16 protein-coding genes are annotated in these 14,662 nt (G+C 72.8%); 7 read left to right on the top strand and 9 right to left on the bottom strand.

What is annotated here, in order from left to right:
- Positions 1-24: 24 nt before the first annotated feature.
- Genes GUY61_RS09630 through GUY61_RS09620 form a run of 3 tightly spaced genes read right to left on the bottom strand, consistent with a single transcriptional unit; the run spans position 25 to position 2,827 of the window.
- Complete coding sequence (locus GUY61_RS09630; protein WP_166629661.1) at positions 25-810, bottom strand: RNA methyltransferase; 786 nt, start codon at positions 808-810, stop codon at positions 25-27.
- Positions 807-2,048, bottom strand: a complete 1,242-nt coding sequence (locus GUY61_RS09625) for an HTTM domain-containing protein (RefSeq protein ID WP_243766317.1) — start codon at positions 2,046-2,048, stop codon at positions 807-809. Before GUY61_RS09625 ends, GUY61_RS09630 begins: the two co-directional genes overlap by 4 nt.
- Entirely contained in the window at positions 2,045-2,827 is a 783-nt protein-coding gene (locus GUY61_RS09620) for a DUF5819 family protein (RefSeq protein ID WP_243766316.1), read from the bottom strand. Before GUY61_RS09620 ends, GUY61_RS09625 begins: the two co-directional genes overlap by 4 nt.
- Before the next feature lie 251 nt (positions 2,828-3,078).
- On the opposite strand from GUY61_RS09620, the gene paaA reads away from it, so the two are divergent.
- From paaA to GUY61_RS09590, 6 genes are all read left to right on the top strand, one after another.
- Complete coding sequence (paaA, locus tag GUY61_RS09615) at positions 3,079-4,065, top strand: 1,2-phenylacetyl-CoA epoxidase subunit PaaA (protein ID WP_166629660.1); 987 nt, start codon at positions 3,079-3,081, stop codon at positions 4,063-4,065.
- Positions 4,062-4,349, top strand: coding sequence for a 1,2-phenylacetyl-CoA epoxidase subunit PaaB (gene paaB, locus GUY61_RS09610; RefSeq protein WP_166629659.1), 288 nt, complete (start codon positions 4,062-4,064; stop codon positions 4,347-4,349). The genes paaA and paaB overlap by 4 nt, the downstream gene beginning before the upstream one ends.
- Positions 4,346-5,083, top strand: a complete 738-nt coding sequence (paaC, locus tag GUY61_RS09605) for a 1,2-phenylacetyl-CoA epoxidase subunit PaaC (protein WP_166629658.1) — start codon at positions 4,346-4,348, stop codon at positions 5,081-5,083. The genes paaB and paaC overlap by 4 nt, the downstream gene beginning before the upstream one ends.
- Positions 5,077-5,658, top strand: a complete 582-nt coding sequence (paaD, locus tag GUY61_RS09600; RefSeq protein WP_166629657.1) for a 1,2-phenylacetyl-CoA epoxidase subunit PaaD — start codon at positions 5,077-5,079, stop codon at positions 5,656-5,658. The genes paaC and paaD overlap by 7 nt, the downstream gene beginning before the upstream one ends.
- Entirely contained in the window at positions 5,659-6,714 is a 1,056-nt protein-coding gene (locus GUY61_RS09595) for a 2Fe-2S iron-sulfur cluster-binding protein (RefSeq protein ID WP_166629656.1), read from the top strand.
- Positions 6,715-6,866: 152 nt separating this feature from the next.
- Complete coding sequence (locus tag GUY61_RS09590) at positions 6,867-8,000, top strand: acyl-CoA dehydrogenase family protein (protein WP_166629655.1); 1,134 nt, start codon at positions 6,867-6,869, stop codon at positions 7,998-8,000.
- A gap of 103 nt (positions 8,001-8,103) precedes the next feature.
- Here GUY61_RS09590 and GUY61_RS09585 read toward each other — a convergent pair whose 3' ends face one another.
- From GUY61_RS09585 to GUY61_RS09570, 4 genes are all read right to left on the bottom strand, one after another.
- A complete protein-coding gene (locus tag GUY61_RS09585; RefSeq protein WP_166629654.1) occupies positions 8,104-8,448 on the bottom strand; it encodes a rhodanese-like domain-containing protein in 345 nt (114 codons plus the stop codon).
- An 82-nt stretch (positions 8,449-8,530) separates the two neighbouring features.
- On the bottom strand, positions 8,531-9,472 hold the full coding sequence (locus GUY61_RS09580; RefSeq protein WP_166629653.1) for a J domain-containing protein: 942 nt from the start codon (positions 9,470-9,472) through the stop codon (positions 8,531-8,533).
- Between the two features lie 120 nt (positions 9,473-9,592).
- The gene (locus tag GUY61_RS09575; protein WP_166629652.1) at positions 9,593-11,092 is read right to left on the bottom strand and encodes a DUF2252 domain-containing protein; all 1,500 of its coding nucleotides are present in this window, start codon (positions 11,090-11,092) and stop codon (positions 9,593-9,595) included.
- Between the two features lie 200 nt (positions 11,093-11,292).
- A complete protein-coding gene (locus GUY61_RS09570) occupies positions 11,293-11,655 on the bottom strand; it encodes a helix-turn-helix domain-containing protein (protein ID WP_166629651.1) in 363 nt (120 codons plus the stop codon).
- A 111-nt stretch (positions 11,656-11,766) separates the two neighbouring features.
- On the opposite strand from GUY61_RS09570, the gene GUY61_RS09565 reads away from it, so the two are divergent.
- The gene (locus GUY61_RS09565; RefSeq protein ID WP_166629650.1) at positions 11,767-12,417 is read left to right on the top strand and encodes an FMN-dependent NADH-azoreductase; all 651 of its coding nucleotides are present in this window, start codon (positions 11,767-11,769) and stop codon (positions 12,415-12,417) included.
- A gap of 148 nt (positions 12,418-12,565) precedes the next feature.
- Here the strand turns inward: GUY61_RS09565 and GUY61_RS09560 are convergent, their stop codons facing one another.
- Together GUY61_RS09560 and GUY61_RS09555 are read right to left on the bottom strand one after the other, a co-directional pair.
- Positions 12,566-13,219, bottom strand: coding sequence for a response regulator transcription factor (locus GUY61_RS09560; RefSeq protein ID WP_166629649.1), 654 nt, complete (start codon positions 13,217-13,219; stop codon positions 12,566-12,568).
- 51 nt (positions 13,220-13,270) lie between these two features.
- Positions 13,271-14,662 (bottom strand): sensor histidine kinase (locus GUY61_RS09555; protein WP_166629648.1); only part of this gene is annotated, 1,392 nt, incomplete at its 5' end.

Below are 14,662 nucleotides of genomic sequence, written 5' to 3'. Positions count from 1 at the left end.
GCCCGGTCGGGGCGCGGCGGGAAGCTACTGGGGCGGGCCGCCCTGCGGCGGGGGCCCGCCCCAGTGGAACAGCGTCATGGCCACGCTCGTGGCCAGGTTGTAGCTGGACACCTGCGGGCGCATCGGCAGGGAAACCAGGCGGTCGGCGCGGGCCCGCAGCTCCGGCGAGATGCCGTGCCGTTCCGAGCCGAAGGCCAGCAGCGCGTCGTCGGGCAGGGTGAGGGACCTGATGTCCTCGCCCTCCGGGTCCAGCGCGTACAGCGGCCCCGGCGGCAGCTCGGTCACGTCCAGCCGCTCCACGGCGGTGGCGTAGTGCAGCCCCGCCCCGGCCCGTACGGCATTGGGGTGCCAGGGATCGATGTCCCCCGTGGTCACCACCCCGGTCACCCCGAACCCCGCGGCCAGCCGCACGACGGCCCCGACGTTGCCGAGGTTGCGCGGATTGTCGAGGACGACGGCGGGTGCGGTGCGGGGACGGGCGTGAAGGGCCGCGAGGTTCGCCGCGCGGCCGCGCCGCCCGGCCAGCGCGGCCACCCCGGTGGGGTGCACGCGCGTCAGCAGGCCCTTCAGTTCCCGCTCCGGCACCTCCACGAGAATCGCGTCGAGCTCGGCTGTCAGATCCCCGGCCAGTGACCGCGCCAGTTCCAGCGTCCCCGCCCGGTCCGCGGTCACCGCGAGCCGCACACCGGCGCCGAACCGCAGGGCGTGCTTGAGCGTGTGGAACCCGTCGAGCAGGACGGTGCCGGGCTCGGCCGCGGCCGAGCGCCACTGCCGCACGGTCCGGCCGGTGTCTTCGGTGGTGATGTTCATGGCGCCATCAACCGTACGGGTTCCTCGTCCTCGCTCGGCCCGCGCTGACCGGGCACCGGCCGCCGCAGCGAGGCGGGCAGGCGCCTGCGCAGCCTCGACCGCAGACCGCGCCGGGTCCGGTTCGCCAGATCACCGACCCGGCGCAGGAAGCCCGTCGGCAGGAAGACCGAGTCGGCGGTGATCATGGCCAGTGAGAAGAAGGGCAGCCCCAGGATCACGGCTATCGCCGCGTGCTCCAGCATCATCCCGGCCAGCAGCACGTTCTTGACCCGCCGGTTGAACAGCGTGAACGGGAAGGCCACCTGCACGATCACGGTGCCGTAGCTCACCGCCATCACCATGGTGCCGTTCGCCGCCATCAGCTCGGACAGGCCCGTCCAGGGCGTGAAGTAGTCCAGGTGCAGCGGATAGTGGAGGGCTGTGCCGTCCTGCCAGCGGGAGCCCTGGATCTTGTACCAGCCGGCCGTGGCGTAGATCAGGCAGACCTCCACCATGATCACCAGCAGGGCCGCATTGTGGGCCAGATTGGCGAGCACGTCCAGCAGCACCCGCGGCTCCCCCGGCGCATACCGCTTCACCGCCCACCAGGCGGCCTGCACCAGCCACAGGCCCCACAGGACGGCGGACCAGCCCACCCAGGGCAGCGGCCCGTCGGTCCAGGTCAGGCCGGTGCGGCCGAGCAGCTGCGCGGCGGCCAGCCCGAGACCCAGGACGACCCACAGGACGATCCCCGCCGGATCGCGGGCTTCCCGGCTCTCCGGGTGCCTGCGGGCGCGGCGGGCGTCCAGCGACCAGACCTGGGCGCAGCGTGTCAGCACCAGGTAGAGCGCCATCAGGTGGATGACGTTGTCCCCGCCGTCGCCCACGAAGACGCTGCGGTTCTGAAGCGACAGCACGCCGATCATGAACAGGACGGACATGCTCCTGGTGCGCCAGCCCAGCATCAGCAGCGCGGCGGCCACCATCGACAGGGCGTAGACGAATTCGAACCAGAGACGCGCGTCGGACCACATCAGCACGGTGAAGGCGCCGTTGTCCGATATCAGCCGCTGCGCCAGGTCGAAGCTCCAGGGGCCGCCGGGCCCGTACAGCTCGTGCCGGACCGGGAACTCGCGCAGCAGGAACAACAGCCAGGTGCCGGCGAAGCCGATCCGGACCACGGCGCTCTGGTACGGGCCGAGAGCGGTGGCGGTGACACGGTGCACGCCCTTCGCCAGGGTTCGGGCGAGCCCGCTCATCGGACGCTCGCCTCCGCCCGCGCCGGGCCGCCAGGACCGTCCGGGGCGGCGGCGGCACCGGCCGGGCGGCCGGCGGGCTCCGGGTCCTCACGGCCGTCCGGGAGGTCGGCCTCCGTCACCGTCCACCAGGGCAGCGTCCGGTCCACCGGCTTGGTGTCGATGCGTTCGTCGCTCCAGTCGGGCGGCGCGACGGCGGTCGCCCGCGACCGCAGCTGTATGCGTTCCACGGTTCCGCCCGCCTCCTCGGTGCCGAGCCTGAGCATGACGATCCGGCGGATGTACCGCTCGGAGAGCTCGCCGCGCAGCCCGCTCGACCGGTCTTCGTCGGCGTGCGCTCCGGTGTAGAAGTCCCAGGCCCGGCGCAGTTCGTTCTGCTGGGTGTGGCTCGGAACGGGGTTGCCGTCTATCGCCGCGCCGTCCTCGGCCGACAGGTCGCGCCAGCCGGTGGTGCGCAGCTCGCCGTCGGGGCGCCGGACCTGGGCGCGCACCTGGACCGCGATGTTCTGCTGGAGCGGGTTGGGGGCGAACAGCTTCCAGTTCTGCTCGAACTCCGGGTAGATCCAGTCCGAGACGGCCTCGCCGTGCTGCTTGGTGATCGTGTTCGGCGGCGCGACGTGCAGGAAGATCATCCCTACGTGGAGCAGGGCGAGCACGCCCGTGACCGCCAGCGCGACCGCCGCGACCAGCTGGTACGGGAGCGAGAGCGCGGCGATGCCCGCGGGGGGCGGGCCGCTCTCACCGTCCCGCGCCGTGCGGCTCTCGTCGTCGTGCGAATCCATCTGTTCCCGTCCTCGTCGGCCCCCGGAACCGGCACGGTACCGACCACGGACCCGTCGGCACAGGGTCCGATCACGTTATCCACAGGCTTGACACCCTACGGCGCCCCGGAACACCATTGAACCGAACGATCGGTCGGTAGGTTGATGATCGCCGGCCACCAGTCATCGGCTCCGGGCAACCGGTCACCGGTGAGCCGGTTGCCGTTCTTTGTCGAGTTGTCGAGTGGCACGCGAGGGCGAGGGAGACCCGTATGACGACGGTCGCCGCGGCACAGTCGAAAGGCACCGCTGCCCGCGACGGCGCGGCGGAGGCGGAGCACGCGCAGGCGTTCGAGGCTGCGGTGGCGGCCGACGAACGCATCGAGCCCCGGGACTGGATGCCCGAGGAGTACCGCTCCACGCTGGTGCGCCAGATGGCACAGCACGCGCACTCCGAGATCATCGGCATGCAGCCGGAGGCCAACTGGATCACTCGTGCGCCCTCACTGCGGCGCAAGGCGATCCTGATGGCCAAGGTGCAGGACGAGGCGGGCCACGGGCTGTATCTGTACAGCGCGGCGGAAACCCTCGGCGTGAGCCGTGACGAGCTGCTCGACAAGCTGCACTCGGGCCGCCAGAAGTACTCCTCGATCTTCAATTACCCTACGCTGACCTGGGCCGACGTCGGTGCCATCGGCTGGCTGGTGGACGGCGCGGCGATCACCAACCAGGTCCCGCTCTGCCGCTGCTCCTACGGGCCGTACGCCCGCGCGATGGTGCGGATCTGCAAGGAGGAGTCCTTCCACCAGCGGCAGGGCTACGAACTGCTGCTGGCCCTGAGCAAGGGCACCGAGGCCCAGCATCGGATGGCCCAGGACGCCGTGGACCGCTGGTGGTGGCCCTCGCTGATGATGTTCGGCCCGCCCGACAGCGAGTCGGCGCACTCCGCGCAGTCCATGGCCTGGAAGATCAAACGGCACTCCAACGACGAGCTGCGCCAGCGCTTCGTCGACATCTGCGTCCCCCAGGCCGAGACGCTGGGGCTGACGCTGCCCGACCCCGGTCTGAGGTGGAACGAGGAGCGCGGGCACTACGACTTCGGCGTGATCGACTGGGATGAGTTCCGCCAGGTGCTCAAGGGCAACGGCCCCTGCAACGAGCAGCGGATCACCCAGCGCCGCCGGGCGCACGAAGAGGGCGCCTGGGTGAGGGAAGCGGCGGCGGCCTACGCCGCCAAGCACGGGGAGGTACGGGCATGAGCAGCAAGGACTGGCCGCTCTGGGAGGTGTTCGTGCGCTCACGGCGCGGGCTCTCGCACACACACGCCGGCAGCCTGCACGCCCCCGACGCGGAGATGGCCCTGCGCAACGCCCGCGATCTGTACACGCGCAGGTCGGAGGGCGTATCGATCTGGGTCGTGCCGTCCGCGGCTGTCACCGCCTCCTCGCCGGACGAGAAGGATCCCTTCTTCGAGCCCGCCGCCGACAAGCCCTACCGCCACCCGACCTTCTACGACATCCCGGAAGGGGTACGCCATCTATGAGCCGCGTACCTGTGACCTCCTCGGCCGCCGCGCTGGCCCTGGGTGACGACGCGCTGGTGCTCTCGCACCGGCTGGGGGAGTGGGCGGGTCACGCCCCGGTCCTCGAGGAGGAGCTGGCCCTCGCCAATATCGCCCTGGACCTCCTGGGCCAGGCCCGGGTGCTGCTCTCCATGGCGGACGGGACGAAGGACGAGGACGAGCTGGCCTTCCTCCGCGAGGAACGGGACTTCAGGAACGTCCAGCTGGTCGAACAGCCCAACGGCGACTTCGCCCACACCATCGCCCGCCAGCTCTACTTCTCGGTGTACCAGCACTTGCTGTACGGCCAGTTGTCCCGGGGGACCTCCCCGTTCGCCCCGCTCGCCGGGAAGGGCGTCCTGGAGACCGCGTACCACCGGGACCACGCCCGGCAGTGGACCCTCCGGCTCGGAGACGGCACGGCGCGGAGCAAGGAGCGGATGCAGCGCGGCCTGGACTCGCTGTGGAGGTTCACCGGCGAGTTGTTCCGGCCCGTCGAGGGCCTGGACGAGGTGGACTGGGCGGCGCTGGAGGAGGGTTGGACCGAAGAGGTCCGCTCGGTGGTCGAGGAGGCCACCCTGGACATGCCCCACGGCCCGCGCGTGGGCGCGTGGTCGGCGGGGGCCGGCCGTCAGGGCCTGCACACCGAGCCCTTCGGGCGGATGCTCGCGGAGATGCAGCACCTGCACCGCAGCCACCCGGGGGCGACATGGTGACCACCGAGTCCCGGCACGCTGCGCACGGAACGGAGCGCACAGCGCTCGAGGAGCGGCTGCGGGCCCTCGCCGGCTCCGTCCCCGACCCCGAACTGCCGGTGATCACCCTGGAGGAGCTGGGGGTGCTCCGCGAGGTCCGGGTGCTCGGCCCCGGTCACGTCGAGGTCGACCTCACCCCCACCTACACCGGATGCCCCGCGGTCCGGACCATGGCCACGGACATCGAGACCGTCCTGCGCGACCGCGCCGGCATACCGGAGGTCACGGTCCGCACCGTCCTCGCCCCGGCCTGGTCCACGGACGACATCAGCGCCGAGGGCCGCCGCAAGCTCGCCGAGTTCGGCGTTGCCCCGCCCCGTCCCGGACACCGCGCCGCCGACCGGACCACGGGCCCCGTGCCGGTCGGACTGAGTCCCACCCGGCATGCCGGGGAGGCGGCCGCCGGGCCGGTGCGCTGCCCGCACTGCGGCTCGGCCGACACGGAGCTGCTGAGCCGGTTCTCCTCCACCGCCTGCAAGGCACTGAGACGCTGCCTGACCTGCCGTGAACCGTTCGACCACTTCAAGGAGTTGTAGATGTTCCACACGCTCCGGGTCGGCGCGGTCGACCGGCTCACGGACGACTCGGTGGCCGTCACCCTGGAGGTCCCGCCGGAACTGCGGGCGGACTTCCGCTTCACCGCCGGCCAGCATCTCGCGCTGCGCCGGGTCGTCGACGGCGTGGAGATCCGGCGTACGTACTCGATCTGCGCCCCCACCCCCGCGCCGGGCGAGGAACCCGTGCTGCGGGTCGGCATCCGGCTGGTCGAAGGCGGCGCGTTCTCGACGTACGCCTTCAAGGAACTGGCCGCCGGGGACCATGTCGAGGCGATGGCGCCGACGGGCCGGTTCGTGCTGGAGCCGCGCGCCGGGCATTTCGCGGCCGTCGTCGGCGGCAGTGGCATCACCCCGGTGCTCTCGATGGCGGCCACTGTGCTGAACTCCCGTGCGGACGCCCGGTTCTGTCTGATCCGCAGCGACCGCACCGCCGCGTCCACGATGTTCCTGGAGGAGGTGGCCGACCTCAAGGACCGCTTCCCCGACCGGTTCCAGCTGGTCACGGTGCTGTCCCGGGAGGAGCAGCAGGCGGGACTGCCCTCGGGCAGACTCGACAGCGAGCGGCTGAACGCACTGCTGCCGGCACTTCTGTCCGTGCCGGACGTCGACGGCTGGTTCCTGTGCGGACCGCTCGGCCTGGTGCAGGGCGCGGAGCGCGCGCTGCGGGGACTCGGGGTCGCCCGAAGCCGCATCCACGAGGAGATCTTCCATGTGGACGAGGCCCCCAAGGCACCGCCGGCCGGGGCGGAGTCCGCGGTGACCGGCACGGTCACGGCGACGCTCGACGGCCGCTCCGGCAGCTGGCCGGTGCGCGACGGGGAGTCGCTGCTGGACGCGGTGCTGCGAGGCCGCTCGGACGCGCCGTACGCCTGCAAGGGCGGGGTATGCGGCACCTGCAGGGCCTTCCTGGTCTCGGGCGAGGTGCGGATGGACCGCAACTTCGCGCTGGAGCCGGAGGAGACGGAGGCCGGTTTCGTACTGGCCTGCCAGTCGCACCCGGCGACGGACCGGGTGGAACTCGACTTCGACCGCTGACCCTTCGGCCGCCCCCCTTCAGCCACCTCCGCGGGAGGCCGGGGGCGGCAGGCACGGGGGCGACGCCGCACCTTCCCATCTTCTAGAACCTGTTCTATCTTGACGACCCGTCAGCCGACCGGGCACAGCGGGGACGAAGGGACGGACGGGTCATGGACTTCACCTTCACCGAGGAACAGCAGGCGGCCGCCGAGGCGGCCAGGGCCGTCTTCGCCGCCGTCAAGCCCGACTCGGTGCCTTCCCCCGCCCTGGCCAGGGGCGCTGTCGCGGACGGCTTCGACCGGCCGCTGTGGCACAAACTCGCCACGTCCGACCTGCTGAGCCTGGTCGTGCCGCCCGCCCACGGCGGGGCGGGGCTGGACGCTATCGCCCTCTGCCTGGTGCTGCGCGAGTCCGCGAAGGTCCTCGCCCGGGTGCCGCTGCTGGAGCACAGCGCGGTGGCCACGACACTGGCTCGCCACGGCGACCAGGACACGGCGGACGAGATCCTGCCCGCAGCCGGGCGCGGGGACCTGGTGATGACCGCCGCCGCCTGCGGCCGTACCGGCCACGGCCCGGCCGAACTCGCCGTCGGCTGCCGCCGGGAGAAGGGCGACTGGCTGCTCGACGGCGTGGTCACCGCCGTGCCCTGGGCGTACGACGCGGACCGCGTCGCCGTACCCGCCCACACCGGAGCCGGCCGGACGGTGCTCGCCCTGCTGCCACCCTCCCGTGAGGGCGTCACGCTCGCCGAGCAGTTCTCGACCAGTGGCGAGCGGCTGGCCGAACTGCGGCTGGACTCCGTGCGCGTCGCCGACCGCGAACTGATCACCGCGGAAGGAGCCTGGGAGGGCCTGCGCGACCTGCTGACGGTCGGCACCTGCGCACTGGCCCTGGGCCTCGGCGAGGGCGCCCTGGGCATGACCGGCGCGTACACCACCAGGCGCGAGCAGTTCGGCTTCCCGCTGGCCACCTTCCAGGCGGTCGCGATGCAGGCCGCGGACCGGTACATCGACCTGCGCGCCATGGAGGTCACCCTCTGGCAGGCCGCCTGGCGCATCGCCTCGGGCGCGCCCGGCCCGCTCCCGGCGGCCGGCGACGTGGCGGTCGCCAAGATCTGGGCGTCGGAGGGCGTACGCCGGGTCGTGCAGACCGCGCAGCACCTGCACGGCGGCTTCGGCGCGGACGTCGAGTACCCGCTGCACCGCTACCACGCCTGGGCCAAGCAGCTGGAGCTCCAGCTCGGGCCCGCCGCGGCCCACGAGGAGGCGCTGGGCGACCTGCTGGCCGCCCATCCTCTCGCCTGAGCGGGGCCGGCGGGGACCCGGAGACCGCCGCAACCCGCACCGGCCGCAACCTGCACCGACCGGGAGGCCGCCGGGCCCCGGAAGGAGCCCGCCGGAAGGCAGCTCAGAGCACGAAGGCCGGGTTCCCGCTGTCCGTGACCATCGCCCGCCCGGCCTCGCCCCAGGCCAGCATCCCGCCCTGCACGTTCACCGCGTCGATGCCCTGCTGCACGAGGTACTGGGTCACCTGCGCGGAGCGCCCGCCCACCTTGCACAGCACATGCACGCGCCGGCCGTCCTCCGCCGCCTCGGTCAGCTCCCCGAGGCGGGCCACGAACTCACTCATCGGAATGTGCAGCGCGCCCTCGGCGTGCCCGGCCGCCCACTCGTCGTCCTCCCGGACGTCGAGCAGGAAGCCGTCGTCCGGTACGGCGGAGACATCCACCGTGGGCAGGGGTGCGAAATTCATGGGTCGTGCTCTTTCTCGTGGCGTCACTGTGTACACGGGCGGCCGGGCCGTGCCCCGGAGGGCACCGCGGACCACCGGCAACCTACCCTTCGAGCAGCCGGGCCAGCTCGTTCTCACGCTCGGCGACCTGCGCGAGCAGCTGCTCGGCGATCTCCTCCAGCAGCCGGTCGGGGTCGTCCTCGGCCAGCCGCAGCATCGAGCCGATGGCGCTCTCCTCCAGCTCGCGCGCGACGGCGGTCAGCAGTTCCTTGCGCTGCGCCAGCCACTCCAGCCGCGCGTAGAGCTCCTCGCTCTCGCTGGGCCGCCGTTCCTCGGGCGCCGGCCCGGCCGCCCACTCCTCGGCCAGCTCACGCAGCAGGGCCTCGTCCCCGCGCGCGTAGGCCGCGTTGACGCGCGCGATGAACTCGTCGCGCCGGGCCCGCTCCTTGTCGTCCTGCGCCAGGTCGGGGTGCGCCTTGCGGGCCAGCTCCCGGTACAGCTTGCGCACCTGTTCGCTGGGCCGCACCCGCCCGGGCGGCTGCACCGGCCGGTCGGTGAGCATCGCGCTGGCCTCGGCGGACAGGCCGTCCGAGTCCATCCAGCCGTGGAAGAGCTCCTCCACTCCCGGCATCGGCATGACCTGCGCCCTGGCCTCCCGGGCACGGCGCGCGTCCTCGGGATCGCCTGAGCGGGCCGCCCTGGCCTCCCAGATCCGCGCGTCGAGTTCGTCCAGCCGCGCGTACATCGGGCCGAGCCGCTGGTGGTGCAGCCGGGAGAAGTTCTCGACCTCTATCCGGAAGGTCTCCACCGCGATCTCGAACTCGATCAGCGCCTGCTCGGCGGCCCGCACGGCCTTCTCCAGCCGCGCGTGCGGCCGCGTGTCGCCACCGGTCCCGTCACCGCCACCGGTCCCGTCACCGCTGCGGGTGCCGTCACCGCTGCGGGTGCCGTCACCGGCGCCGACCGCCCGCTCCGCGTCCGTCCTGTCGGTGCCGTCGGCCGGTGGCCGGGCGCCGTCGGCCTGTTCTGCTTCCGGATTCGTCACCCGTCCAGCGTACGGGCGCGGCGCACCGCCTTCTTACGCCCCCGCTCCCTCACGCACGCCCCGCTGCCGAATGTCCCGGCCCGGGAGTCTCCGGCGCGTCCGACGTCCGCCCCCGTCCGCTCACACGCCCAGCTCTGCCGGGATCCGGCCCTCCCTGACGGCGGCCACCAGCTCCGCGTGGTCCGCCTCGGTGCGGTCCGCGTAGGCCACGGCGAAGGAGGCGACCGCCTCGTCCAGCTCGTCGTTCTTGCCGCAGTAGCCCGCGATCAGCCGGGGGTCCGCGCTGTGCGCGTGGGCCCGGGCGAGCAGCGCCCCGGTCATCCGCGCGTAGTCGTCGATCTGGTCCGCGGCGAGCGCCGCAGGGTCGACGCTGCCCTTGCGGTTGCGGAACTGCCGCACCTGGAAGGGGCGCCCCGCGACGGTGGTCCAGCCCAGCAGGATGTCGCTGACCACCTGCATCCGCTTCTGTCCCAGGACGACCCTCCGCCCCTCGTGGCCGGCCTCCGGCGTCTCGAAGCCGATCCGCTCCAGGTGCGGCAGCAGCACCGAGGCGCGGGCCTCCTTCACCTGCAGCACCAGCGGCTCGCCCCTGTGGTCGAGCAGCAGCACCACGTAGGAGCGGGTGCCGACGCTGCCGGTGCCGACGATGCGGAAGGCCACGTCATGGATCGAGTACCGCGCGAGCAGCGGCAGCCGGTCCTCCTGCAGCGTGCCCAGATAGCCCTTGAGCGACGCGGCGACCTCGGACGCCTCGGCATCGGGGACCCGCCGCAGGACCGGCGGCGCGTCCGTGAAGCGGCGGCCGCCTTCCTCGGTGCGTTCCGTCGACCGCGCGGCGAACCGGGCGCTCGTGTTCCGCCTGGCCTTCTCGGAGACCCGCTCCAGGGTGCCCACGAGATCGTGCGCGTCGGAGTGGGAGACGAGTTCCTCGTCGGCGATGGCGTTCCACGCGTCAAGCGCGGGCATCCTCGCCAGCAGCCGCATGGTCAGCCGGTAGGCGCCCACCGCGTCGTACGCCGCCTCGCGGCACAGGTCCTCGTCCGCGCCCGCCTCGCGTCCCGCGAGGACGAGCGAGGCGGCGAGCCGCTTGACGTCCCACTCCCAGGGTCCGTACGCCGTCTCGTCGAAGTCGTTGAGGTCGATGACGAGATCGCCCACCGCATCGCCGTAGAGGCCGAAGTTCGCGGCGTGCGCGTCCCCGCAGATCTGGGCGCCGATGCCCGTGACGGGACCGTGCGCCAGGTCGTGGGCCATCAGCGCCGCGGAGCCGCGCATGAAGGCGAAGGGGGTCGCGGCCATCCGCCCGACCCTTATCGGCGCGAGTTCCGGCAGCCGGTCCCGGTTGGACTCCTCGACGGCCGTGAGCGCGCCGGGCCGGTCCGGGGAGCGCTCCAGCAGGGCGTGCGCGGCCCGCGGGGTGCGCTCGCGCAGCGCCCGGCCCTCCTGCTTCGGCGAGCCGCCCCGGGGCGGCCACGGCGCGAAACCGGGCACCGGCGGCAGTCCGCGCCCGCGTTCCGCCGTGCCCGGCCCGCCCGTCGGCCGCCTCTCGGCGGCCCCCGCCGTTTCCCCTGTCACCGACGGCTCGACCACGGCCCGGCCTCCCCCATGCGCACGGAGCACGGGACGCCTGAAGGCCCGCACCCATCTCGATCGCTACGAAGGTACCGCCAGACTTCGTGGACGACCCCACCGCGTCACCGCGTCACCGCGTCACACGGCCACCGCACCGAGGCCTCACGGCGGCGGCGCAGCCGGTGACTCCCGGCTTCGCCGCGCGCCCCAGGCCGGACGCCCGCGGGGCGGGCCTCCGGCCGGGAGGGTCACTTCCGGAAACGTCCGGGGCAGGCGCCGCCCTCCGGGAGGTACTGCTCCGCCCAGCTGCCCAGTTCCTTGAGAGCCGGCTCCATGGCGGCACCCGCCTCCGTGAGCCGGTACGCGACCCTGAGCGGCGGGCCCTCGTCCACCTCTCGCACCACCAGTCCGGCGGCGGCCAGTTCGGTCAGCCGGTCCGACAGCATCCTCTCGCTGATGCCTGGGATGGCCCGGCGCAGCTCCGCGAAGTACACGGGACGCTGCATCAGCACGGACACGATCAACCCGGTCCAGCGCTTCCCCAGCAGCGTGAATACGCGCGTCATGCCGCTGTCGACCTGCTTACAGGCCTCTTCCCCGTGTTCCTCCATGCCTCACAGGATACTGACCGCGCAACACGGGATGAAAAAAAGTAAGCAGCTGTGTTATCAATAGGAGCACACGGAAACGCAGCTCCGTCCCCGCTTCTCTTGGAGATCTTCATGGCCACCCTTCTGCACGTGGACTCCTCTCTCTGGCCGGCGTCCGCCTCCGCCTCCCGTTCGGTCACATCGGCCTTCCGCGAGGCCTGGGAGGAGCAGCACCCCGACGGCACGGTCGTCTACCGGGATCTCGCCGCCGACCCGGTGCCGCACCTGGACACCGTCACCGCCGCTGCCGGTTTCGCCGACCCCGCCACGCACACGCCCGAGCAGGCGGCCGCCTTCGCGGAGCGCGTCAAGCTGGTCGAGGAGCTGGAGGGGGCGGACGCCGTGCTGATCGGCGCCCCCATGTACAACTTCACGATCCCCTCCACGCTCAAGGCGTGGCTCGACCAGATCCTCCTCGTGAACCGCACGATCGGCGACGAGCCCAGCACGCAGGGCAAACCCGTCTACGTGGTGGCCAGCCGCGGAGGCTCCTACCGCCCGGGCACGCCGCGCGAGGGTTACGAGTACGTCCAGAACTACCTGCGGGCGATTCTCGCCGACTCGCTGAAGATGGAGCTCGACTTCATCGTGCCGGAGCTGACCCTGGCCCACTCCACCCCGGCCATGGCCGAGCTGATCCCGCTCGCCGAGACTTCCAGGGCCCGGGCCCACGAGGAGGCGGTGCTCAAGGGCAAGGCCGCAGCGGAACGCGCCGCGGCCTGATCCCGCGCCGCGGCCCGAGCCCCGCCCCGGTGGGCCGACGGCGGCAGCCGGGCCCTCAGCGACGCCCGGCCCGCCGGGCCGGGACGGGGCCGCCCCCGACCCGCCGGGGCGGCCCAGCGGCTCCCGCCCGGCGGGCTCTGCCCCGCCGCTAGAGCCCGGCGTCCCTCGCCAGCAGGGCCGCCTGCACCCGGTTCTCGCACTCCAGCTTCGCCAGGATCCGGCTGACGTACGTCTTCACCGTCGCCTCGCTCATGTGCAGCCGCCGGCCCGCGTCCGCGTTCGACAGGCCTTCCCCGAGGAGGGCCAGCACCTCGCGCTCCCGCCCGCTGAGCACCGCGACCCGGCGTCGCGCCTCCTCGCCCCGCTCCACCTCGCGTCCCGTGACCAGTTGATCCACGACGTGCCGGGTGGCCCCGGGGGAGAGATAGGCGTCACCCGCCGCGGCGGCCCGCACCGCGCGGATCAGCTCGCCGGGTGCCGAGTCCTTCAGCAGGAATCCGGCGCCTCCCTGGCTGAGCGCCCGCAGCACGTTCTCCCGCTCCCCGAAGGTCGTCAGGATCAGCACCCTGACCCCGGGAGCGGTGCGGCCCAGCTCCGCCAGCGCCGTCAGTCCGTCCATCACCGGCATCTGGATGTCCAGCAGCACCACGTCGGGCGTGTGGGAGCGCGCGAGCTCGACCGCCTCCCGGCCGTGCGCGGCCTCCGCCACGACCTCGATCTCCGGGTCGGAGGTCAGGATCATGCGAATGCCCGCGCGGATGAGGGGCTCGTCGTCCGCGATCACCACTCTGACGTGCGTCACCGCTCTCCCCGCATGTTCGCTCCACCCCGTCGGCCGGTCACCGGCCGGCCGCTACCGGCCCTTGACCTCGTAGGACTGTTTCTCGATCAGCTTGCCGTCGCGGAAGCAGAACCGGAAAACCGGCTCCGAGTCCCAACTGCTGCCCATCTCGGAAGACATCAGTACCAGGCAGTCGGATCCCGCGGGTTTCGCCGGGCCTCCCTCGTCCAGTCCCGAAGTCGTCCACGTCTCGCCGTCGGGCAGCCGGTCGCGCACCCGGCCCTCCGACTCACCTATGCGGACCGCCTCGTACGTCTCCGGGTCGATCATGCCCTTGTCCGGCTCCGTGGCCACGGCGAACAGCCCGAACCCCACGGCGACCAGCACCAGGACGACCGCCCCGAACGTGATACCGCAGCCCAGGGCGATCCCCCGCCCCCTGCTCCTGCGACCGATCTCCATCGCCAACTCCTTCTCGGAAACGGTCCATCCGGACCCTCCGGTCCACCCGGAGACCGGTTCAGCGTTTCCGGGGGCGGCCGTCGGCGACTGCTGCCGAAAGTCGTCCTCGACGCCGACGAACGTCGTCCCCCGCCCGTCGGACCCCACGGGGCCCGGCCCGTAGGGCAGCACCCCGGCGACCCGGAATCCGCCCCCGTCCACCGGGCCGGCGAACACCATGCCCCCTACCAGCCGGGCCCGTTCCCGCAGGCCGGTAAGCCCCTGGCCGCCGCTGACGACCTCGCCGGCGGGCCTGGTGGCGGGCCCGTTGGCGACCTCGACGACCAGCGAGTCCGGCTCGTAGCGCAGTTCCACGGCGATCGGGGCGCCCGGCGCGTGCTTGTGCGCGTTGGTCAGCGCCTCCTGCGCGATGCGGTAGGCGGCGCGCTCCGCCGCGGCCGGCAGCGGCCTCCGCTCCCCGGTGCGCCGCAGCTCCACCGTCGTGCCGGCCGACCGCGAGGCCTCCACCAGCGCCTCCACACCGGACACGGCCCGCGCCGCGGGCCCCGCGTCCCGCACCGGCTCAGGAGTGCCGTCCCGCAGGATGCCGACCACCTCGCGCAGCTCGTGCATCGCGGTGACCGAGGCCTCCCGCAGGACCGCCACCGCCGCCCGCTGCCGCTCGGTCAGCGCCGGGTCCACCTCCAGGGCCCCTGTGTGCACGGCGATCAGCGAAAGCTGGTGGCCCAGGCTGTCGTGCATGTCCTGCGCGATCCGCTGCCGCTCCCGCAGCCGCGCCTGCCCCGCCACCATCGCCCGCTCCCGCTCCAGCTGTGCGTTGCGCTCCTGGAGGGCGTGCAGCAGGGTGCGGCGCTGCGTCCAGTACCGGCTCGCAAGGCCCGGCACGACAGTGGTCGCCAGAAAGAGCACGCTGGTGAACAGCAGGTTCACCAGCGGATGCATCCGGCCCCACTCGACGACCAGGGCGACACCCGCGCACGCCGCGTACGCGGCGTGCGCGGG

Origin of the sequence: Streptomyces sp. GC420, assembly GCF_009916105.1 — a bacterium.
In the GTDB taxonomy this organism is placed as follows: Bacteria; Actinomycetota; Actinomycetes; order Streptomycetales; family Streptomycetaceae; genus Streptomyces.
Note: the sequence above shows the minus strand (reverse complement) of the source record. Positions and strands in the feature narration are given on the sequence as shown.